Origin of the sequence: Prosthecobacter vanneervenii, from assembly GCF_014203095.1 — a bacterium.
Taxonomy (GTDB): domain Bacteria; phylum Verrucomicrobiota; class Verrucomicrobiia; order Verrucomicrobiales; family Verrucomicrobiaceae; genus Prosthecobacter; species Prosthecobacter vanneervenii.
Window position 1 is genome coordinate 76,015 of the sequence record NZ_JACHIG010000014.1, and the last position, 21,576, is coordinate 97,590.

15 protein-coding genes are annotated in these 21,576 nt (G+C 63.8%); 10 read left to right on the top strand and 5 right to left on the bottom strand.

The features are described 5' to 3' along the window. The first annotated feature begins 304 nt into the window (after positions 1 to 304). On the top strand, positions 305 to 1,414 hold the full coding sequence (locus HNQ65_RS23770; protein ID WP_184343794.1) for an ROK family transcriptional regulator: 1,110 nt from the start codon (positions 305 to 307) through the stop codon (positions 1,412 to 1,414). Between the two features lie 280 nt (positions 1,415 to 1,694). On the opposite strand, the gene HNQ65_RS23775 is transcribed toward HNQ65_RS23770, so the two are convergent. Continuing rightward, positions 1,695 to 2,981 (bottom strand): Gfo/Idh/MocA family protein, encoded by a 1,287-nt coding sequence (locus tag HNQ65_RS23775; protein WP_184343796.1) that lies wholly within the window; start codon positions 2,979 to 2,981, stop codon positions 1,695 to 1,697. Between the two features lie 286 nt (positions 2,982 to 3,267). Here HNQ65_RS23775 and HNQ65_RS23780 point away from each other — a divergent pair, with 286 nt between their 5' ends. From HNQ65_RS23780 to HNQ65_RS23800, 5 genes are all read left to right on the top strand, one after another. Then, the gene (locus HNQ65_RS23780; RefSeq protein WP_184343798.1) at positions 3,268 to 4,911 is read left to right on the top strand and encodes a DUF1800 domain-containing protein; all 1,644 of its coding nucleotides are present in this window, start codon (positions 3,268 to 3,270) and stop codon (positions 4,909 to 4,911) included. A 23-nt stretch (positions 4,912 to 4,934) separates the two neighbouring features. Further along, on the top strand, positions 4,935 to 6,200 hold the full coding sequence (locus HNQ65_RS23785; RefSeq protein WP_184343800.1) for a DUF1501 domain-containing protein: 1,266 nt from the start codon (positions 4,935 to 4,937) through the stop codon (positions 6,198 to 6,200). 109 nt (positions 6,201 to 6,309) lie between these two features. Next, the gene (locus tag HNQ65_RS23790; protein WP_184343802.1) at positions 6,310 to 7,338 is read left to right on the top strand and encodes a sugar phosphate isomerase/epimerase family protein; all 1,029 of its coding nucleotides are present in this window, start codon (positions 6,310 to 6,312) and stop codon (positions 7,336 to 7,338) included. An 83-nt stretch (positions 7,339 to 7,421) separates the two neighbouring features. Beyond that, the gene (locus HNQ65_RS23795) at positions 7,422 to 8,138 is read left to right on the top strand and encodes a L,D-transpeptidase family protein (RefSeq protein ID WP_184343804.1); all 717 of its coding nucleotides are present in this window, start codon (positions 7,422 to 7,424) and stop codon (positions 8,136 to 8,138) included. 113 nt (positions 8,139 to 8,251) lie between these two features. Further along, a complete protein-coding gene (locus tag HNQ65_RS23800) occupies positions 8,252 to 10,666 on the top strand; it encodes a hypothetical protein (RefSeq protein ID WP_184343806.1) in 2,415 nt (804 codons plus the stop codon). A 32-nt stretch (positions 10,667 to 10,698) separates the two neighbouring features. Here HNQ65_RS23800 and HNQ65_RS23805 read toward each other — a convergent pair whose 3' ends face one another. Further along, positions 10,699 to 11,331 (bottom strand): NAD(P)H-dependent oxidoreductase, encoded by a 633-nt coding sequence (locus tag HNQ65_RS23805; protein WP_184343808.1) that lies wholly within the window; start codon positions 11,329 to 11,331, stop codon positions 10,699 to 10,701. Between the two features lie 300 nt (positions 11,332 to 11,631). Then, positions 11,632 to 13,146, bottom strand: a complete 1,515-nt coding sequence (locus HNQ65_RS23810; protein WP_221306270.1) for a hypothetical protein — start codon at positions 13,144 to 13,146, stop codon at positions 11,632 to 11,634. 126 nt (positions 13,147 to 13,272) lie between these two features. Between HNQ65_RS23810 and HNQ65_RS23815 the strand changes: the two genes are divergently transcribed. The 3 genes from HNQ65_RS23815 to HNQ65_RS23825 all read left to right on the top strand — a co-directional run bounded on the left by HNQ65_RS23815 (position 13,273) and on the right by HNQ65_RS23825 (position 17,487). Further along, complete coding sequence (locus HNQ65_RS23815; RefSeq protein WP_184343810.1) at positions 13,273 to 13,848, top strand: GYF domain-containing protein; 576 nt, start codon at positions 13,273 to 13,275, stop codon at positions 13,846 to 13,848. Between the two features lie 112 nt (positions 13,849 to 13,960). After that, entirely contained in the window at positions 13,961 to 16,132 is a 2,172-nt protein-coding gene (locus tag HNQ65_RS23820) for a DUF1549 domain-containing protein (RefSeq protein WP_184343812.1), read from the top strand. Between the two features lie 53 nt (positions 16,133 to 16,185). After that, the gene (locus HNQ65_RS23825; RefSeq protein ID WP_184343814.1) at positions 16,186 to 17,487 is read left to right on the top strand and encodes a DUF1501 domain-containing protein; all 1,302 of its coding nucleotides are present in this window, start codon (positions 16,186 to 16,188) and stop codon (positions 17,485 to 17,487) included. A gap of 199 nt (positions 17,488 to 17,686) precedes the next feature. Here the strand turns inward: HNQ65_RS23825 and HNQ65_RS23830 are convergent, their stop codons facing one another. Both HNQ65_RS23830 and HNQ65_RS23835 read right to left on the bottom strand, forming a co-directional pair. Further along, positions 17,687 to 19,039, bottom strand: a complete 1,353-nt coding sequence (locus HNQ65_RS23830) for a sensor histidine kinase (RefSeq protein ID WP_184343816.1) — start codon at positions 19,037 to 19,039, stop codon at positions 17,687 to 17,689. Beyond that, positions 19,036 to 19,686, bottom strand: coding sequence for a response regulator transcription factor (locus HNQ65_RS23835; protein WP_184343818.1), 651 nt, complete (start codon positions 19,684 to 19,686; stop codon positions 19,036 to 19,038). Before HNQ65_RS23835 ends, HNQ65_RS23830 begins: the two co-directional genes overlap by 4 nt. Positions 19,687 to 19,811: 125 nt before the next feature. Here HNQ65_RS23835 and HNQ65_RS23840 point away from each other — a divergent pair, with 125 nt between their 5' ends. Further along, positions 19,812 to 20,852 carry a formylglycine-generating enzyme family protein gene (locus tag HNQ65_RS23840; RefSeq protein ID WP_184343821.1) on the top strand — a complete coding sequence of 347 codons (1,041 nt, stop codon included), beginning with the start codon at positions 19,812 to 19,814 and terminating at the stop codon, positions 20,850 to 20,852. The last annotated feature ends 724 nt before the right edge of the window (positions 20,853 to 21,576 follow it).

Sequence of the window (21,576 nt, forward strand, 5' to 3'; positions counted from 1 at the left end):
TGCGGTGTGCTTTGTCGGCGTTGCACGGCTTGAAAGCACAAGCCGACGGAGGGGGATCATCTTGATCCCCGCACATGCAGTGTGTTTGCGGAGGGATCGAGAGCCTTGGTCTTTGCGTGAGCGTGTGGGATCGGGACCACTCCTCCAGAGCGTTGGCAGGAGAGAATGGGATTCGTTTTCAGCAGCGCGTGTCATAGGCTCACCGCTTACCAAGCGTCTGCAGTGATGAAATGCATGATCTGCAGAAGGAAATATAGACGTGTGGTGGTCATGGTGGCATGTCAGGTCTGTATCTGATCATTTCATGCGCAATCCCGAGGACCAACGATATCTCATCGCCCAGACCGTGCTGCAGGTGCGCAGCCAGCACGCCACCTCCCGCCGCGCGCTTGCGGACGCCCTGCGCCTCTCGCCGACGACCGCCGGGCTGTATGTGGACCATTTGATAGCCTCCGGCTACCTGCATGAAAACGGGCTGGAGAAAGCGCCGATGGGCCGCCCGAAACGCCTGCTGACCACCAATGCGCAGGCGGGATGGTTTGCGGGGATCGAGTTCAATGCGGAGCGCATCCAGGCGGTGAGCGTGGATTTCTCCGGCCACAAGACCGCCAAGCGCATCGTCAGCCTGCCGGAGTCTGTGACACCGGCCAGGGTCGTCTCCGAGATCAAGAGCACGATCAGTGAGCTGGCCCAAAATGCCACAGGACCGCTGCTGGGCATCGGCATCGGAGTGCCGGGCCTTGTTGATCCCGGCGCGGGCATGGCCCACGAGTACGCCTTCATTGAAGGCTGGAAGGATGTGCCGCTGGTGCAGATGCTGCAGGAGAAAGTGGGCGCCATCGTCACGATGGACAACAACCTGCGCGTCATCGCGCTGGCGGAGCGCTGGTTTGGCGGCGCGTCGGAGCTGGCAGACTACGTCATTCTCGGGCCACGCAGCGGGTTTGGCTGCGCCATTGTCATCGGCGGGCGGGTGATCACCGGCTCCTCCTACGGAGCAGGCGAGGTGGGGCGCTGGCCCTGGGGCGAAGGCGGGGAGGTGCATGATGTGCTCTCCTCTCCGGCGGTGTGGAGACGGCTGACAGGCAAAAGCAAACGCGCCAGCCTGCCCCCGGACCTGCATGCTGCGCTGGCGGCTCTGGCCGGACAGCGTGGCGAGGAGCGGGACGCCATCGTGAAGGACTATGCACGCGTGCTCTCCAGCATGCATCTGCTGCTGGACAGTCACACGTGGATCCTGCACGGGCCGCTGACGGCGCTGGGAGATGAGTTTTGCGCAGACATCGTGGCGGCGGCCTCGCGCATGGCACCGGCACTGCGGGGCAAGCGCATCCGCCTGCTGCGTTCGCAGCTGGGAGACAATGCCGGCGCGCTCGGTGCCGCGAGCCTGGCCATGGAAAAGTGGGCGCCGTGATGGGGCGGCTCTGCGCAATGACTGCCGATGGGACGAGGCCTTGGGGTGCTTCGGAGGGTGGGGGCTTTGATGACTGCGGAGCGGTGGGCAATGGCGGTGCGTTGAGGGATCGGGACAATCCCTCTCCTCCAATCCATGTACGCGGCGAAGCTCTGGCGGAGTGGGATCGTCCCGATCCCACACGCTCCCGCATTGGCCAGCGTTTTCGATCCATCCGCGAACAGGCTGCATGTGCGGGGATCAAGATGATCCCCCTCCGTCGGCTCGTGCTTTCGTGCTTTCACACCGGCAGCGTGGTGCCAGGAATGGCCACAGGATACCAGCCGTCGGCATCGGGTTTGACCGGTGGCTCAGTCTGCCAGGTGATGTTGTCAGGGGCCAGTTTTTCCTGGGAATTCAGCGCCTGCTCCCAGGTGATGACCTGTCCGGTGTAGGTGGCCATGCGGCCCATCACTCCCATGAGGGAGCTGTAGGCGGCGTATTCGGCATCGATGCGCACCTTGCCGGTGCGGATGTTTTCAAAGAAGGCGTCGTGCTCAAGCTGATAGGCGTCGTTTTTGATGCGCGTGCGCTTGCCGCCCGGAGGCTGGCCATTGATGAGGAAGCGGCCGCCATCGCCGAGATCGGCCACGCCCTTGGTGCCGTGGAAGTGCTCGCTGACACTACGCGCGCATTTGCCGCCGATCTGGCAGCACTGGCTGAGCAGGCGGTAGCCGCCTTCGTATTCAAACTCCACGGTGTGGTGGTCAAAGATGGTGCCGTTTTCGCGTTTGTTGCGCACAGAGCGTCCGCCCTGGCCCACGGCGCGCAGGGGCATCCGGCCCTGCACCGCCCAGTTGGCCACGTCGAGGTTGTGGCAGTGCTGCTCCAGGATGTGGTCTCCGCTCATCCAGGTGAAGAAATACCAGTTTCTGATCTGGTAGTGCATCTCGCTCTCTCCGGGCTGGCGTGGAAAGCCGGGGCGGGAGGTGCCGTTCCAGTACACGCGGCCAAAGAGCAGGTCGCCGATCTCGCCGCCGTGGAGGCGCTGCATCATGTCGATGTAGGCGGGATCGTAGCGGCGCTGAAAGCCCACGCAGACATTGAGGTTCTTCTTTTTGGCCTCTTCCGCAGCGGCCAGCACACGGCGCACGCCTGCGGCATCCACGGCCACGGGCTTTTCCATGAACACATGCTTTCCCGCCTTCACGGCCTGCTCAAACAAAAACGGCCTCGGCCCCGGCGGCGTGCCGATGAGCACCACATCCGCGATCTGCATGACCTTGCTCCAGTCCTCAAACTGCGTGAAGACCTGGTCCGGCGGCACGTCCACCTGGCCCTCGTGTTTCTGCTTGAGGATGTCGAGCGCGGCCTGGGCCTTGCCTTCGAGCGGGTCCAGCACGGCCACGAGCTTGATGGTGGAGCCTGCGGAGAGCGCCTGATTGCAGGCACCGGTGCCGCGGCCGCCGCAGCCGATGAGGGCTATCTTGATGTCGCTGCTGCCACCGGAGGCAAAGGCATGCGTGGCGGCAGACATGGCCGCTGCGGTGGTGGTGGCGAGGAAGGAGCGGCGCGTGGGAGTGTCCATGGCTGGCGTGGGTGCAGAGAGGCGGAAACGCGTGTGTGGGGTGTATATTTCAACACGGTCATCCCTTTGCTGGGGCAGAATCCGGACACTGTGAGAAAGATGAAGACGGGGATGGAGCCGCTGGACGCAGCATGCCAGCGCCCCGCAAAAGAAAGTGGTGGAAGGGGTGATATGGAAATCCACCCCGATGGTGCAGCTCAAGGCGAAAGAGAAAGAGACCCTGAAGACAAACTGGGTTCTTCGTATTAGGCTTGCCGTCGGGGGAAATCTAAGATTCACTCGCCTTATGCCTGCCACTGATGCGCCTTCTGATCTCCGCCGCTGGGTGAACCGCACGACGTTTGGCGTCTCGCCTGCGCTGCTGGAGGAGGTGACATCTGCCGGATGGGAAGGCTGGGTTCAGTCGCAGCTGGCTCCGAATGACAAGGCTGACTCAGACTGCCTGAAGCGCCTGAAAAATCTCCGGCTGCACATTGAATATGACGTGCAGCCCATGACGACCGCCGCTGCTGCGGGCACCAAGCCCATGATGACGGCGAAGGCCGCAGTCAAGGTGAACGAGGACCGTCCGCTGAAGCTGCTGGACCAGCCGCTGGAAAAGACCTTTTCCATGTATGGCGTAAATGAGGTGGACTACGTGGAAAAGAGCCGCGCCATGGAGGAGGTGATGATGTCCGCGCTGCTGCGTGCCGTGCACAGCCGCTGGCAGGTGCGCGAGATGCTGGTGGAGTTCTGGCACAACCACTTCAACGTGAACGCGGAGAAGGACGAGTCCGTGCTGCTGGCCATGCCCGCCTATGACCGCGATGTGATCCGGGCGCAGGCGCTGGGAAATTTCCGCGCCATGCTGCAGGGCGTGGCACAGAGCGCGGCCATGCTTTTCTATCTGGATGGTGTGGAGAGCAAGGCCAGTCCGGCGAATGAGAACTTTGCCCGCGAGCTCTTCGAGCTGCACACCTTTGGGGCTAGAAACTACCTCAACCATCTGTGCACCAAGTGGCGCGAGGTGCCCGGCGCACTGGAAGGCAAACCGGCGGGCTACATCGACCAGGACGTGTACGAGGCCGCGCGCGCCTTCACGGGGTGGACGGTGGAAAATGGCAATGAGGATGACGATGGCGTCAAGCGGCCCAACACCGGCAGGTTCATGGTGCGTGAGGCCTGGCACGATCCCTACCAGAAGCGCGTGCTCGGCGTGGAGTTTGACTCCCAGCGTCCGGCGCTGGAGGACGGTCTGCGGGTCATTGACCTCGTGGCGCGGCATCCGGCTACAGCGCACTTTATTTCTGAAAAGCTCTGCCGCCGCTTCGTCAGCGACGAGCCGCCGGAGACGCTGGTCAAAAAAGCGGCGGCGGAATTCACGGCTGCGCTGGATGCGCCGGATCAGATCGCGCGTGTGATGAAGGTGATCCTTCTGAGCCCGGAATACCGCAGTGCTCCGGCCACGAAGTTCAAACGCCCGCTGGAGTTTCTGGCGGGTTACCTGCGCGCCGTGGGCGCTGACTTCGCGCCGCGCATGGATGTGGTCTACCAGCTGGATGAGATGGGGCAGCGCCTCTTCCGCTGGCCCACGCCCACGGGGCATCCGGACAGCAGCGGCTACTGGCAGAGCGGCACCTTCCTGCTGCGGCGGTGGAATCTGCCGCTGGTGCTGCGGGATGAGAGCTGGAAGGGCATCGCCGCATTTCATTTTCTCACGCTGACACCCGCGGACTGCACCACGGCGGGTCAGGTGCTGGACCACTGGAGCGGGCGGCTGCTGGGCGGCAAAGTCGAAGGCCAAAGCCGTGCGGCGCTGCTGCAGGTGCTGATGGATGATGACGACGCCAAAGACGACAGCGAATTCAGCGGAGACGACAAGGACCGCGACGCACGCATCGGCTCATGCGTGGCGCTGATCGCGGCATCGCCGGAGTTTCAGTATCGTTGATTCAATCGCATGCAGATCTTTTTATGAACACGAACGCACATTCACTCACCCGCCGTGCGCTGCTGCGCGGGGCGCTCGGCACCTCGTGTCTCGCGCTGGGTGGCGGCATCCAGCGGCTGGCCTTTGCCGAAGACAGCTCCGCAGCCTCCGGGCGCGATCTGCTGGTGACGATCTTTCTACGCGGTGGCTGCGATGGGCTGGGCGTGCTGGCCCCGGTGGATGATGCGCACTACCGCGCGGCGCGGCTGGCCTCTCTGCGCATCGTGGAGAAAGGGGAGCGCCCGGGGCTCGCCATCAAAAACGGCCCCACGGACCAGGACTGGCGGCTGCACCCTGATGCTGCACCGCTGCGGGAGCTGTATGAGCACGGAGATCTGGCTCTGATCCACGCCTGCGGTCTGAAGAACGGCACGCGCAGCCACTTTGATGCTCAGGACATGATGGAGCGCGGCATCAACGAGCAGAAACACCTCGGGCTCGGCACCGGCTGGCTTACCCGCTTGCTGGAGACACTGCCCGGCACCGGAATGCTGCCGGGGCTGAGCGCGGACGGGGCCATGCCCGTGTCCCTGCTGGGCAGCACGCATGCAGCGGCCATCACCAACCTGCAGGACTTCAACTACTACGGCGATGACCGCCAGATGCGGGCGCTGCGCCTCATGCATGCGCAGAGCAGTGAAAAGGGCGCGGGCGGAAACCGCATGCTGACCCTGTTGCAGGAGGTGACGAAAAAGCTCCCCAAAAAACCGGACGGCAGTGTGGCCGGCTACGTGCCTGCCAAGGGGGTGACCTATCCCGAGAATGAGTTTTCGAATGCCCTCAGGACTGTGGCGCAGCTGGCCAAAATGGAGATGGGCCTGCAGGTGGCCGCGCTGAACTATGGCGACTGGGACACGCACTCGGGGCAGGATTACCGCCTGAATGATCTGGTGGCCAATCTGGCCGGGCCGCTGCACGCCTTCTACGCCGACATCTCCGCCCAGCGTCAGCGCACCACCATCGTGATCATGAGCGAGTTTGGCCGCCGGCTGAAATCGAATGAGAGCGGCGGCACGGATCACGGCCACGGCAATCTGATGTGGGTGCTGGGCAGCGGCATCAAAGGCGGGCGCTGCCACGGCACGTGGCCCGGGCTGGCAAACGGCCAGCTCGATGAGCATGCAGATCTGGCCATCACCACGGACTACCGCGAGGTGCTCGGGGAGGTGCTGCAGGCCCGCATGCGCGGGGCGGACGTGGGAAAAGTTTTTCCAGGCTTCAAAGCCGGACGGTCCCTGGGACTGGTGTGATCCGCAGCCCGGGCGGGAATATTGCTGAAAAAACGCGATACTTTTTTTCGTGCTTTCCCAAAGCGACCCGCTAACCTCGCGGCCTCGTTTCCCTAAACAAGCACTCACCATGAGCTACTCCTCACCCAAACTTCACAATGCAATGTGGCCCGGACTCGTCGGCAAAGGCGATGGCGAAGGCCAGGAACCCCCGATCAGCCTGGAAAAGATGCTGGACCTCACGGCTGCCGCAAATGTGAACGGCCAGAAGTTTGAGGGCATTGACTACTTCCTCTTCCTGCCGCACACCAATCCTGAGGCCAGCGACGACGAGATCAAGAAGATCGCCGACCTGATTGCGGGCAAGGGCTTCAGCGTGGGCTCCCTGGTGGCCCCCGTGTGGCCGGGCACCGTGGGTGATTCCGCCATGGGCGACGACGCCCAGCAGGAGAAATTCCTCAGCGCGGTGAAGATGGCCTGCCGCATCGCCAAGATCTTCAACAACCACGGCGTGCGCAAGTATGGCGTGATCCGCATCGACTCCGCTGAATTTGGCGTGGGCAAGTGGCGCGAAAATCCGAAGGCCAACACGGCCCGCATCGTGGACACCTTCAAGAAGGCCGCCCAGATCGCCGCCGACAATGGCGAGCGCCTGGCCGCCGAAGGCGAAATCTGCTGGGCTGGCATGCACTCCTGGAAGGACATGCTGGACGTGCTGGAAGGCGTGGGCATGCCAAACGCCCTGGGCTTCCAGGCCGACCTGGCCCACACCTACCTCTACACCCTGGGCTACAACGCCCCCGAGCACGCCCTGCTCAAGGAAGGCTACAGCGACGCCGAATTCTGGGCCGCCTATGAGAAGATGACCGACGCGCTCCGCCCCTGGACGATCGACTTCCACGTGGCGCAGAACGACGGCACCGTGCACGGCGCCGGCTCCCACGACAAGACCGGCAAGCACTGCCGCGCTGACGATCCGAACGGCAAGCTGGACATCACCAAGGCCTCCGGCTACTGGCTCAAGGACGCCGCCGCTCGTGGCATCAAGCACATCTGCTGGGATGGCTGCATGTTCCCGAACGCCGTGCTGGAAACGCCAGACACCTGGAACAAGATCCTGGACGCCATGATCAAGGTGCGCGACGCCCACGGCTGGTAAACCCAGGCCCGCAGGCTGAACTGCTCAAATCCAACGCCGCAGAGTTTCACCGCTCTGCGGCGTTTTGTTTTCACCACCACCGCATGCATCGTCTCCTTGTCATGCTGCTCATGCTGGCCTCCTGTGCGCGCATGAGCGCCCCTGTGAAGCTGCCGCCTGAGTTTGCCGCCGTGCTGCCGAAAGCATGCCGGCAGGTGCTGCATGTGGCTGCGGCAGACCCGCAGACCTCGGCGGCGGAGCTGAGGATGCTGGAACGCGTGGCGGGGGATGAATGGCATGCGGCGGGGGCGGGCATCAAAGTACGCATCGGCCGCAATGGCATGGCCTGGGGGCATGGTGAATTCGGGCTCAAGGCACCGGAGGGCTGGCGAATCAAAAAGGAAGGCGATGGCTGCGCACCGGCGGGTGTGTTTCGCATCACGCAGGCGTTTGGAGATGGACCCAAGCCAGGCTGGATGAAGCTGCCTTATCTGCCATGCAGCGCGCACCACTGGGGCATCGATGATGTGAACTCCAGGCACTACAACCAGATCGTGGATGATCGTGTGGTGGCGTGTGACTGGACCGGGCCGGAGACGATGGTGCCGAGCAGCGGCTGCTACCGGCTGGGCGCGGAGATCGCGCATAATCCTCACCACACACCGGGTCTGGGCTCCTGCATTTTTATGCATATCTGGCTGGGGAAAAACACGGGCACGGCTGGGTGCACGGCCATGGCTGAAATCAATTTGAGCAAGGTGCTGGCCTGGCTGGACCCAGCGGCGCAGCCCTGTCTGGTGCAGGGGGTGGTGAGGCCGTGACATGCGGTGCTGCGCGTGAAATGTGCCGAGGGGGCGTGGCGTTGGTTTGGGGCTGCCTGCGGCGGGCGTCTGCCGGGCTGCGGCGTGTGTTTCCAACTTTGTTTTTTCCTGCCATGAAGATGTCTGTGTTTCTGCGACGAGGTGGTTTTGCAGCGGTAATGCTGATGACGGTGCTGCTGCGTGCACAGGAGCCGGTAGCCGGACAGCGGGCGGAGGTGACGCGGGATCTGTGGGTGTCGGCCTACCCGACGGAGGTGGAGGGCAGCAACGGGGGCTCGCCCCGGCTGAAGCTGAAGGGGATTCAGGAGTTCTTTCTGGTGGATCTCGATGCCGCGCCCCTGAAAGGCCGCAGGGTGCGCAAAGCGCAGCTGCATGTGCGGCTGCAGAGCAAGGAGCATCCGCTGGGGCGCACGACGGTGTCCACCATGGCGGAGGAGTGGCATGAGGGTAATGGCACAGGCTACCAGAAAGTGGTGGGGGCCAGCTCCTTTGCCTGGGCGCGCACCGGCGAGGCGCGCTGGGCCAAGGACGCGCCGGACATGACGGCGGTGATCAATGGCGAGGGCGGCTCGCTGTGGGGCTTTGGGGAGGCGAGCGCGCCGGATGCCGAGGGCTGGCAGGTGATCCCGGTGGCGCCCGAGGTGGTGCAGGCACGCATTGACGGCAAGTCGTTCGGCTTTGCGGTGATGGACGATGTGGGCAGCGAGTATGAGCGCGAGGGGAACTCGTTTAAGTACCTGCCGCAGCTGAACCGCTACGTGAGCAGCCGTGAAGACCGGCGGGACAGCCGGCCGTTTTTTACGCTGTGGCTGGAGGACGCTTATTCCGGGTCCAAGATGGTGAATGCGCCTGCAAAAGCGGGGCCGGTGCAGCCGGTGGAGCTGCCGCCGCTGGTGGCTGATGAAGGAGTGGATGAGGCGCTGCCGCTAGTGTGCCGGGACGAGTATGGCGAGCCGCTGAAGGCACTGCGGCTGCATGCGGCCAAGGGGGAGGCGGTGGGCTTCATGCTGAGTGCGCGGCCTGCGGAGGTGCAGGTGGTGCTGCCAGGTGTGGAGGTGCGGCTGCATGCGCTGCCGCTGGCGGGTGGGGTGCAGGACCCGCTGGTGCCTGCGGGGCGCAAGGCAGACGGCACGGGAGCGGATGCGCAGGCGCTGGCTGCGGCGGACACGTATGTGGAGCTGCGCGTGCCGAAGTCGGCCACGGCAGGCGGGTGCACGGGCTCGGTGAGCGTGGCGGGGCGAACCGCGCCACTGCGGCTGCAGGTGTGGAATTTCACGCTGCCGGACAGGCTGTCCTTTCTGGCGCAGATGAATGCGTACGGGCTGCCAGGACATGTGAGGGAGTATTACCGGCTGGCACACGAGCACCGCACGGTGCTGAATCAGCTGCCCTATGGCTGGACGGGGAAACTGGATGAGCCGCAGCCGGTGATCGGTGCGGACGGGCGCTGGGACTGGCGGGCGTATGACGAGGCCTTTGGCCCGCTGCTGGACGGCAGCGCGTTTGAGGGACTGCCGCGTGCGGGCGTGCCGGTGGACGCGTGGTACCTGATGCTGAACGAGAACTGGCCGATGAAGCATGACGCGCACTTTCGCGGCGGCTACTGGATCGAGGACGCGTATGACACGGGCTACTGGCAGGAGTTTCGGCAGTCTGCGGCGGAGGTGGCGCGGCACTTTGAGGAGAAGGGCTGGACGGAGCCGATGGTGGAGTTTTACCTGAACAACAAGGTGTACTTCAAAAAGGATGACTGGCGGAAGTGCACGGCGGCGTGGGTGTTTGATGAGCCGATGCAGACGCAGGATTTCTGGGCGCTGCGGCGGTTTGGGCTGGAGTTCTGGGCGGCGGTGGAGCCGTGGCATAAGGTGCGGCTGTGCTACCGGGCGGACATCTCGCGCCCGCAGTGGCAGCGGGATCTGCTGGACCACTGCGTGAATGTGGAGGTGGTGAGCGGGGCGCTGCGCACCTGGTGGCCGCGTGTGAGCCGCCGCGCGGAGCAGTGTGGAAACCTGTACTACATGTACGGCAGCGCCAGCGCGCCGGGCACGCCCTGCTGGGCCAATGCGGCGTGGTGCGTGGAGGCATGGGGCCTGGGCGCCGATGGCGTGGTGCCGTGGAATACGATCGGGGACAAGGCCGCGTGGCAGAAGCCGACGGAGACCTCGCTGCTTTATCCCACCGACCAGGGGCCGCTGCCGGGCGTGCGCATGCTGTCCTTCCGCGCGGGTCAGCAACTGGTGGAGTACCTGACGCAATACACCGCGCTGTGCGGGCACTCGCGTGCCGAGGTGATGGCGGCGGTGCGTGCGCTGCCGGGACTGACGGCCACGCTGGTGAAGAAATCAGAAGATGATGCGGGGAGATCCCAGTTTGGCGAGCAGACGCACGCGGCGCTGCAAAGCCTGCGGCTGCGCCTGGGCCAGTGGCTGGATGCCAAGGCCCCGCCTGCACGCGAGCGCTGGCATGATCCACGGCCTGCGAGGGCGGAGTTTAAAAAAGCCCGACAGGTGGAGGTGGTGAAGCCGTGAGGTGAGATGGGCGCTTCTATCCTTCGTGCCACTCAGCGGTACTCGATCACATCGCTGTTCTTGAAGCGCACCTTGGGCAGGGAGGCGTAGCGGTCGTCGGGGTGGCGGTAGCCGGCGGGGCAGAGGACAGCTGTGGTGAAGCCCTGGGCTTCGAGGCCGAGGAGTTCGTCGTACTTGTCCGGGGCAAAGCCTTCCATGGGGCAGGTGTCGATATTCAGCAGCGCGGCAGCGGCCATGAACTGACCGAGGGCGATGTAGGCCTGCATCTTGGCCCATTCCGGGGTCATGTAGCCTGAGGCCAGCGTGCCGGTGAGCATTTTGCGAAAGCCTGCGAGCGCCTCGGGCGTGCCGCCGCGCACCTCGATCATGCGGGTGATGTTGGCGTCGATCTCGGGCTCGCCCATGCTGCGCTTGGTGGCCATGACCACGAGGTGGGAGCAGTCCGCCACCTGACGCTGACGCCAGGTGTGGGCCACGAGCTTTTCCCGCAGCTCCTGATCCTGCACGATGATGAATTTCCACGGCTGCAGGCCGAAGCTGGACGGCGTAAGGATGAGAGACTCCTCCAGCGCGGCCCAGGTGTCTGCGGGGATCTTCTTGGTGGGGTCGAAGACTTTGGTGGCGTAGCGCCAGTTCAGGGCGGTGAGGAGTTCGGCGGTGGTCATCGGGCGCGAGTATGAAGTGACCCTTTCAGGATGAAAGCTGAAAGTTGGTGAGGGGCAGCGAACAGACGAGGGCAAATTTGGAGTGCGGCTGCGCAGCGAGGCACGAGTGAAGCTGCCGCTTTCGAGCGGCTTGTGGTTTGCGAATGCACGGCAGGCTTTCGCGTGCCCAGCAGCGTCCCGCTTTTGAGCTTTGTGCGGACTTCGTGCGTCGCCCTTCACGTCGAAAGCTGTAGCTGCGTTCATTCTTCACTCCGCAACCGCACTCCATATTTGCGCTGCGTCACTCCATGGCCTGCTGCGTCACTCCAGCTCCGGCGGCACGTTGCCGTAGGTCCAGGGCTGGCTGAAGGGCGGGGCCTTGGGGGGCTCGGGCTTGGGTTCGGCGGGCATCTGGTTGGCGAGCTCGACACCCTTTTTCGCCATCTGCGTACCGGCGGTGATTTCGAGATTGGAGTACGCGGTGAGGCGTGTCTCGTAGCCGCCGCCGTGCGGGCCAAAGGCCTCCTCCGTGGGCACGTAGCCGACGATGCCATTCGAGAGCTCGCACGGAAAGGTGAAGAGGTGGTGGCTGCCTTTTTTGATGTCGAGGCCGTACTGCACGAAGTACTCGGCGGGATCGGAGACAAAGCAGGCGGGGCCCAGCTTGATGCACTGCACCTCGCAGTCCACGACCGGATGCGTTTTGTTCAGGTGGTCCAGCAGCAGGATCTCCTTGGCAAAGAGGTAGTCCGTGGTGTCTCCTGCGGGGCGCGGCTGGCTGGCTATAGCGAGGCTTTTTTCCACACGCTGCGGTGATGGCGGGCGGCGCTTGATCTTGAGCACCTCCTGCCGGGTGTCGATGGGTGCGGCGGTGATCTTGGGCATGGTGAGCAGCACGCGAATGGCCTCAGCTCCGACACGGCCACCCACGAGGCGGCTCCATTCCTCGGGCTTCGGAGTTTGCGCCGTGCTGAGGTTGTCCACCTGGGTGATGTCGCCGCAGGCTCCCTGCATGAAGACGACGGGGGCGTGGGTGTCCAGCCCGCCCTGGATGGTCTTTTCGAGGTATTGGATCCAGTTGGCGGAGATGCCGCCGGGATTGGTGGTGGCATGGCAGGCGTAGTTCACCACCACGCCGACGAGCTGGCCCTGCAGGTCCCAGGCACCGATGACGCCGACCTGCGGATCGATGGGGCCGGCGTATTCGAGGATGTCGGGATTGCCGGGGCGGGGGTGGCTCCAGCTCTGGCCGTTTTTCATGCGCAGGCGGCGGTTGAAGGCCACCTTGTCCTCATGGCCAAAGCCAAAGCCGAGCTGCACGGGTACCTTGGCTGTGTTGGCGGCCACCACACCGGCCACGATCTCGTGCGTGAGACGCAGCAGGTAGCCGGGATCGGCGCAGGAGGACTCCTCATACGCCAGCTTTTTCACGAGGTCGGAGGCGGTGTCGTACTCGCCGGGCATGACCATGCCGACGGGTCCGGAGCTGTGGGAGTGGGAGGCGCAGATGAGCACGGCATCGCCCTTGATGCCGGTGGCTTTTTCGATCTGGGCGCGGGCGTCCAGCACCACCTGGCGGGGCACCACGAGGGAGTCGAGTCCGATCAGCACGGCCGTTTTTTTGCCGTCGTCAAAGAGGGCCACGCGCACTTTGCAGGGGTCGTGAAAGGTGCGGTGGTAGCTTTTGCCGTAGCCGCCCGGCTGCTCCATGCCGATGTCCGGAGTGATGTCCCGCTGGGCAAATCCGGCCCTGATGGAGGAGGTGAGCGGTGCCGCTGGCGGGGCGGCGTGGAGGCAGAGGGGAAGAAGGCCGACAAGCAGGAGGGACAGGCGCATGTAAAAAATTACGCTGACGTCCCGGTGATTTTGGTGATAAAAAATTACATTACAGGTTGGTGTGATTATTGCATATTTCCGGAATCTTCAGACCCCAGTAAACGAAGTTTAGTCTCCCGCTGAACCGTGCACGCTGCTTACTACATCGCCAAAGGCCAGAAAACTCTCGGCCCCTGCTCCAAGGACGATCTGCGCAACTTCCTTGCGTATGGTTCCATTCGTGACAGCGACCTGGTGAAGCGTGAGGATGAGGAGCAGTGGCGGCCGGTTTCCAGTCTGATGGAGCTGCAGCTGGAGGGGCAGGTGGTGGCGGACGGACTGACGGTGCTGCCCACGCGCCGCCGCGTGGCGCGCTACCGGGACTATCATCGCGTGCCCTACAATCAGCGCGGAGGCACCGTGCTGCGCCGGCTGATCATGGGCTTTCTCTTTTTCCCGCCGATGCTCTGGATGGCGGCCGTGGCGCTCTACACCGACCACATCTTCCGCCAGAAGAAGGATGAAAACGGCTACCTCATCGTTTGGGGGCGCTGGGTGGAGGTGCTGGCCACGGTGCTGATCATCCTGAATGCCATCCTGTGGTGGATGCTGCTCAGCTACACCGCGTGGATTCTGGGGCCGGGACTGGCGGAGCTTTCCAAGGGAATGGGAGAGGCGGCCGATGTGATCAAGGGGCTGTTTAACGATCTCTTTTCCAAGTAAATCGACCGCCGAGGCGGCGTGGGGCCACGTGTGGATTGCCATTCGGTGTGCAGGATTTGGCATCCTATGGCCATGCTGACACTTGCTCATTTGAGGCTGCGTTGGTTGTGGCATGAAAGCCATCCAACACCTTTCAATCTTCGCCACCACGCTGCTTGCCACCATCGCCGTGCAGGCTGCTCCGCTGGACACCACCGCCGCCTCCAAGCAGGTCGATGCCCTGCTGGCCAAGGGATGGCAGAAGCACAAGATCCAGCCGAATGCGCCGGTGGATGATGCCACCTTTCTGCGCCGTGCCTACCTGACGGTGGTGGGCCGCATCCCCACGCTGGAGGAGGCCACCGCCTTCCATGCCTGCCAGATGCCGGACAAGCGCGCCAAGCTGGTGGACAAGCTGCTGGCCAGCGAAGGCTACGTGCAGAATTTTTTCAACTACTGGGCCGATGTGCTGCGCGCGCAGAGCCAGGGTGTGGCAGGCAGCACCACCTCGCAGAACTACCTGAACTACATCCGCACCGCGCTGCGTGAAAACAAGCCCTGGGACCAGATGGCCCGCGAGCTGGTGAGCAGCGAGGGCACCTGCTTTGACACTGGCGCCATCGGCTACTACATGCGCGACCGTGGCATGCCGCTGGACAATCTCTCCAACACCACGCGCATCTTTCTCGGCACGCGCATGGAGTGCGCCCAGTGCCACGACCACCCCTTTGACAAGTGGACGCAGAAGCAGTTTTACGAGATGGCGGCCTTCACGCACAACATGAGCTCCACCAACTACCGCTCCCAGACGGCGGAGGAGGTGCAGAAGATGATCCGCCAGGACAAGTCGCTGGACAATGATTCGCGCGATCTCATGCGCCAGGCCATCACCGAGGCGGTGCGCCCGCTGCGCGACACGCAGGTGGTGCAAAACAAAGGCCAGCTGCGCCTGCCGCATGACTACAAGTACAAGGACGCCAAGCCCAAGGACGTGGTGCCCGCTGCTGTGATGTTTGGCAAGCCGGTGGAGCTCAAGAAGGAGTCCAACCCGATCGATGAATTTGGCCGCTGGCTGACCTCGTCTGAAAATCCGCGCTTCACCACCATCATTGCGAACCGTCTGTGGAAGCGTGTGTTTGGCGCAGGCCTGTATGAGCCGGTGGACGAGATGATGGACAGCAGCGTGGCCTCCAATCCCGAGCTGATGCGATTCCTGGAAAAGCAGATGGCGGAGATGAAGTATGACATGAAGTCCTACCTGCGCATGCTGCTGAACACGCAGGCCTTCGCCCGCGCCAGCACGAAGGAAGTGGCACCCGGCACGCCCTACTACTTCCAGGGCCCTGTCTTCCACCGCATGAGTGCAGAGCAGGTGTGGGACTCGCTGGTGACCCTCGTGAGCCCGGACCCCGAGCAGTCCAACTGGAGCCTGCGTGAGCGCGAGCACCGCGATCTGGAAAACCGCCAGCGCCTGGCCCGCCTGCTGGACAAGACGGAGCCCGCGCTGCTCTATGAGGCCGCCAAGGAAGTGTCCGCCGCCATGCGCGAGCAGAACAAGGAGTTTGACCAGCTGCGCAAGGAGCTGGACGAAGCCCGCGCCAAGGAGGACAAGGTGAAGGCCCGCGAGATCCAGCGCCGCCTGGGCGAAAGCCAGCGCATCCTGCGCGAGCAGGTGAGCAAGTGCTTCTACGCCGCCGCCAAGAAGTCCGGCAACCAGGCCATCCAGCAGGAGCTGGCCGCCGTGAGCGGAGACGGTCCCATGGAAATGGCGATGATGAATCTCATGCAGGACAGCCGCGTGGACCCGAAAGACGCGCCGCTGAGCCCGCAGATCCTGGCCACCGTGAAGGCGGACGAAACCGTGCTGGGCATGAAGGATGAGAAGAGCATCAAGAGCTTTGAAAACTACCAGCGCACGCTGCACCAGACCTGGAGCCGCGCCGCCGAGCTGCCCTCTCCTGCACCGCGCGGACACTTCCTGCGCGAGTTTGGCCAGAGCGACCGCGAGATCATCGAAAATGCCAACGATGAAGCCAGCGTGCCGCAGGCGCTGACGATGATGAATGGATCGCTGCTCAGCCAGCTGACCAGCGCCTGGTCCACACTCAGCATCAATCTGCGCAAGGCGAAGACGAATGAGGAGAAGATCGACACGCTCTTCCTCAGCCTCTACTCCCGCAAGCCGAACGCCAAGGAGAAGGCCCACATGCTGCAGACGGTGGAAAGCTACGCCACCTCCAAGACCCTGTGGGAGGACATCACCGTGGCCGCGCTGAGCACGCAGCGCTTCATCTTTGTGGAATAACCGCCGCCTGATTTTTTAAAACGAACAAACCGAACCTTTAAACTGACACGACCATGAAAACGCCTGGCAATGATCTCTCCCGCCGCACAGTGATGACACGCATGGCGCAGTCCTGCCTCGGAGTGGGGCTGCTGCCCTCCATGGAGCATCTCTTCTCCAGCAAGGCCTTCGCCGTGGGTGAAGGCAGCGCCACCGCCAAGCAGGCGGCCACTGCACGCAATGTCATCTTCCTCTACATGACCGGCGGCCAGAGCCATCTGGACACCTGGGATCCGAAGCCGGACAACAAGGAAGTGGCGGGCCCGGTGAAGGCCATCAAGACCAGCGCCGATGGCGTGCAGATCAGCGAGTACCTGCCGCGCATGGCCAAGCAGATGCATCACGCCTGCGTGATCAACTCCATGGCCACCAACACCGCCGCGCATGAGCAGGCCAACTACTTCATGCACACGAGCTTTGGTCTGCGCAGCACCATCAAGCACCCCGGCATGGGCGCGTGGCTGAGCTTCTTCCAGGGCCCCGGCAATCCGGCGCTGCCGCCGTATGTGTATGTGGGCAATGACAGCCGCCATCCCGGCGCGGGCTTCTTTGCCAAGAAGCACGGCCCGCTGATGGTGAACAACCCCGAGGCAGGTCTGCAGAACGTGACGCCGCAGAAGGGCGTGACGGACGAGCGCTTTGGCATGCGCCGCGAGCTGGCGCATTCGCTGGATGCGGAATTTCAGGGCAAATGGGACACCCGTGGTGTCAAAGCCTACGCCGATGTGTATGACGATGCCGTGCGCCTCATGAAGAGCGAGGACCTCGTGGCCTTTGATCTGACCAAGGAACCCGACGCCGTGCGCCAGGCCTATGGCAAGGACACCTTTGGCCAGGGCTGCCTGCTGGCACGCCGTCTGGTGGAGCATGGAGTGCGCTTCATCGAGGTGAGCCTGGGCAGCTGGGACACCCACGTGGCCAATTTCATCAACACGCCGCAGCTCTGCAACACGCTGGACACCGCGCTGGCCGCGCTGATCTCCGACCTGGAGCACCGTGGCATGCTGGACAGCACCATGATCGTGGTCTCGTCCGAGTTTGGCCGCACGCCGAAGATCAATCAGAATCAGGGCCGCGATCACTACCCCATCTTCTCCTCCGTCATCGTCGGCGGCGGGATCAAGGGGGGCATCAAATACGGTGCCACCACGCCGGACGGCTCCGGCATCGCTGCGGACAAAGTGGGCCCGCCCGACCTCAATGCCACCATCGGCTACGCCCTCGGCCTGCCGCTGGACCAGGTGATCTACTCGCCCAGCAAGCGCCCGTTTACCGTGGCCGACAAAGGCCAGCCGCTCACGCATTTGTTTGCGTGAGGCTGGGGCAGGGGAGCTCGTTTCGTGTCCGATCAAGCGGCGCTCATTTCCGTGTTCGTTTCCATGTTTGAGGCGGTTTTGAGCGGCTTCCCTGGGGAAACCGGGCTTGGGAGGCGCTTCGTTTCTCGTTTCCACTCCTAGAGGCAAAAAAATGGAAACGAAGCGGGCAGGCTTGCGCCGTGCATCTGCGCGACCGTGCTCACTCCGCCGCCCTCAGGGCGATGGTGAAGATGGCTCCGTGACCTTCGTCATTGTTGGCCACGGAGATCTCGCCGCCGTGGGCATCGATGATGGCCTTGCTGATGGCCAGGCCGAGGCCGTGGTGCTCGGCATCGGTGCGTGAGGCGTCGGCGCGGTAAAAGCGGTCAAACAGATGCGCCAGATGCTCCTGGGCGACTCCGGGGCCGTCATCGTGCACGGAGAGAATGGCGCGTCCCATTTCACACCGGGTGCAGATGCGGATGCTGCTGCGGGCGTGCGCGATGGCATTGCTCAGCAGATTGATGACGACCTGCCCCAGACGCCCGGCATCGCCCCTGCAGGGCGCTGGCTTCAGCTCATGGGCCAGCGTGATGTGCCGCGCCTGCGCGAGTGTTTCCACCAGGTCCAGGCAGTCCTGGGCGATCTGGTCGAGGCCGCAAGGCTCCTGGCGCATGGGCTCCTGTCCGGCGTCCAGCCGGGAGAGTTCGAGTAGCGCTCCGATGAGCTGCTTCATGCGCTGCGAGGCGCGGCGGCAGGCTGCAAAGGCCTCGCGCTGCTCCTCGGTGAGAGGCTCTGCCGCGAGGCCGTTTTCTGCGTGCATGAGCACGGCGGCCACAGGGGTGCGCAGCTCGTGCGCGGCATCGGCGGTAAAGCGGGCCTGATGAGCGAAGGCGGCCTCCAGGCGGGAGAAGGTGGCATTCAGCACGGCGGCCAGCCTGCCCAGCTCATCATCAGACACGGGCGGGATGCGCTGGGAGAGCGTGCCTGTGGCGATTTTTTCAGCGGTCTCGCTTATGACCTGGATGGGCCGGATGGCACGCGCGGCCAGCCAGCCGCCTCCGGCGAGTCCGAGCGCCAGCACGCCGCCGCCTGCTACCAGCAAATACCAGGCGAGCTGCCGCTGGGCGTCCAGCTCGGCAGTGATGCGCCTGCCCGCCAGAAAGCAGCGCCCGGCGCCGGTGAAGTGCACGGCGTGGCGATCTCCCCCCACCGTGCTGCCGCCTTCCTGATCGGCAGAGGGGTGGCGGAGGGCCGCAGGGGCATTGGGCGAGCGCGCCTGCTCGCTGCCATCGGCATTCCACACAATGTAGTAGGTGCCGCTGGCGGTGATCTGGTCGGTGACGCTGATGCCCGGGCGCGGGGGCGGCCTGGCGTGGTGGTCCCGCGCAGGCACCGGCGGAAAGGCGATGCCGAGCTGCGCCACCTGCGCCTGGAGCTGCAGGTCCACCTCCCGCAGCTTTTGCATGGAGACGAGCCGGTGCGCGGTGATGCCAAAGCCTGCGATGACGATGGTGAGCAGCAGGGCGTGCCAGGCCTGGATGCGCCAGCGGATGGAGCGGGTGAAAATCATGGGATGCAGTAGCCGTGGCCGCGCCGGGTGGTGATGAGATCGCGCCCGAGCTTGCTGCGCAGATTGTAGATCAGCACGTCCATGAGATTGGAGAGCGTGTCCCCGCTTTCATCATAGAGGTGCTCGTAGAGCGTGGTGCGGGTGATGACCTGGCCGCGATGCAGGGCGAGGTACTCGAGCACGTCGTATTCGCGCGCCTTGAGCGGCACCTCGCTGCCGCCGAGGGTCACCCGACGCGCTACGGTGTCGATCTTCAGCGCGCCGATCTCCAGCGCGGGAGTGGCGCGCCCGGCGCTGCGGCGGATGAGGGCGCGCAGCCGCGCCAGCAGCTCGTCCAGCTCAAAGGGTTTCACCAGGTAGTCGTCCGCCCCGGTGTCAAAGCCGCGCACGCGGTCGCGTGTGGCATCGCGTGCGGTCAGCATGATGACAGGCGTGCTTTTCTTTTCGCGCAGGCGGGCCAGCACGGCCCAGCCGTCGAGGTGTGGCAGCATGACATCGAGGACGATGGCGTCGTAGTCGATCTCCAGCGCGCGGAAGAGCCCGTCGTCCCCATCGGCGGCCGTGTCCACGGAGTAGCCCGTGCGCCGTAGCGCGCGACTGAGGCCGGAGAGGAGGTCCGGCTCGTCTTCGATGATGAGGAGGCGCATGTCTTTCTGCCGAGCATGATGCCGCAAGATGAATGGAAAATGAATTTCAAAAATCGGTGCTCTTTTTCGCGGAAATTCATCTTCCGTTCATGTGGTGCTGGCAGCGGTGGGGGCACACCCGCACCATGAAAACAACCTGCCTGACCACCCTGCTCCTGCTGTCCCTCACGCTTCATGCGGAGGAGAAGTTTCCCATCAAATCCGGCAACGGCATCTCCATTCCGTCTCCCATCGACAAAACGATGACGGAGGTGCGTGATGGCGGCAAAACGGTGAAGATCCCTGCGGGCATGGTGTATGTGCCCGCCGGGAAGTTTAAGTTTGGCGAGAGTGAAACACGTGAGCTGCCGGCGTATGCGATCGCACGCTTTGAAGTGACGAATGCAGAGTTCAAGGCCTTTGCGGATGCCACCCAGTACCGTGGCGTGCCACGGTACTGGAAGAACGGCACCTATCCCGAGGGCAAGGCCAACCACCCTGTGCTCTTTGTCTCGCTGAACGACTGCCAGGCCTACTGCGACTGGGTCAGCAGCAAGACGGGCTGGAAGATCGTGGTGCCCAGCGCGGAGCAGTGGGAGAAGGCCGCACGCGGGCCGAAGGGCACGCTGTACCCCTGGGGCAATGACAAGGACAGCAGCTACCGTGGCGGCAAGCTGAAGACGCATTTCAACTACAACGCCGTGTGCGCCGCGTGGATGCTGGAGCACGAGGGCAAGACGACAACCACGTATGTGGAGAAGTCGCAGCAGGCAGGAAAGCAGGGGCACGTGGAGGACATCACCACGGGCAATGGCAGGGTCTTTGCCGTGACGGCCGACGGCGGTGTGGATGCATGGATCGACCACAACACGAACACCGGCTTTGTGAACACGCAGATCTACCGGGACCTGGTGGACAAGGGCGGCTTTACCACCCCCGTGGGCAGCTACCCCACCGGCGTGAGCCATTACGGATGCCATGACATGGCAGGAAATGCTTATGAATGGACCAGCAGCATCATCGTGGCCACCAACGGGGCCGAGCGCGGCCAGGAGGTGAACGACGTTCGCGGCGGCAGCTGGTACTCCACCGGCCGCAGCGGCCAGAGCCTCTGCACCGGGGAAGGGCGCAAGGCGGGAAGCGGCTACCACAGCGTGGGCTTCCGCATCGCGATGGAGTTCAAGTGAGGGTGCGAGCACTCTGGCGGAGTGGGATCGTCCCGAGATCCCACACGCTCACGCAATGACAAGCGTACTCGATCCATCTGCAAACACGCTGCGTGTGTGGGGATCAAGATGATCCCCCTCCGTCGGCTTGTGCTTGCGTTGGGGTGGGTGTCCTACGTGGGTGTTTTTGGCATGATAGACCCGGCGGCTTGAGGACAAGCCGCCCTACCTGTGGTGGGTGTGTGGCAGTTCCTTCGTTTCCATTTTTCAGTCTTTAGGAGTGGAAACGAGAAACGAAGCGTGCCCCTGGCTCGATTTGCCCAGGGAACAGCGCCTCGCTGCCCTCAAATCTGGAAACGAAGGTGGAAACGGCGGGGGCACATGAAGGCGGAGTCCTCCGTGGGTGTTTTCGGCACAATAGACCCGGCGGCTTGGGGACAAGCCGCCCTACCTGCAGCAGCCCTGCCTGTGGTGGGGTTGCGCATGTCCAGCGCCAGGTAGGGAGGGCTGTCCCCAGCCCTCCGGCGTGAGCGGGGTGAAGGAACGAATGGCATGAGGTGGTAGCGGAGAGTTTGTGCTGGTGGCCTCCGTGGGTGTTTTCGGCACAATAGACCCGGCGGCTTGGGGACAAGCCGCCCTACCTACAGCCGCCCTGCCTGTGGTGGGGTTGCGCATGTCCAGCGCCAGGTAGGGAGGGCTGTCCCCAGCCCTCCGGCGTGAGCGGGGTGAAGGAACGAATGGCATA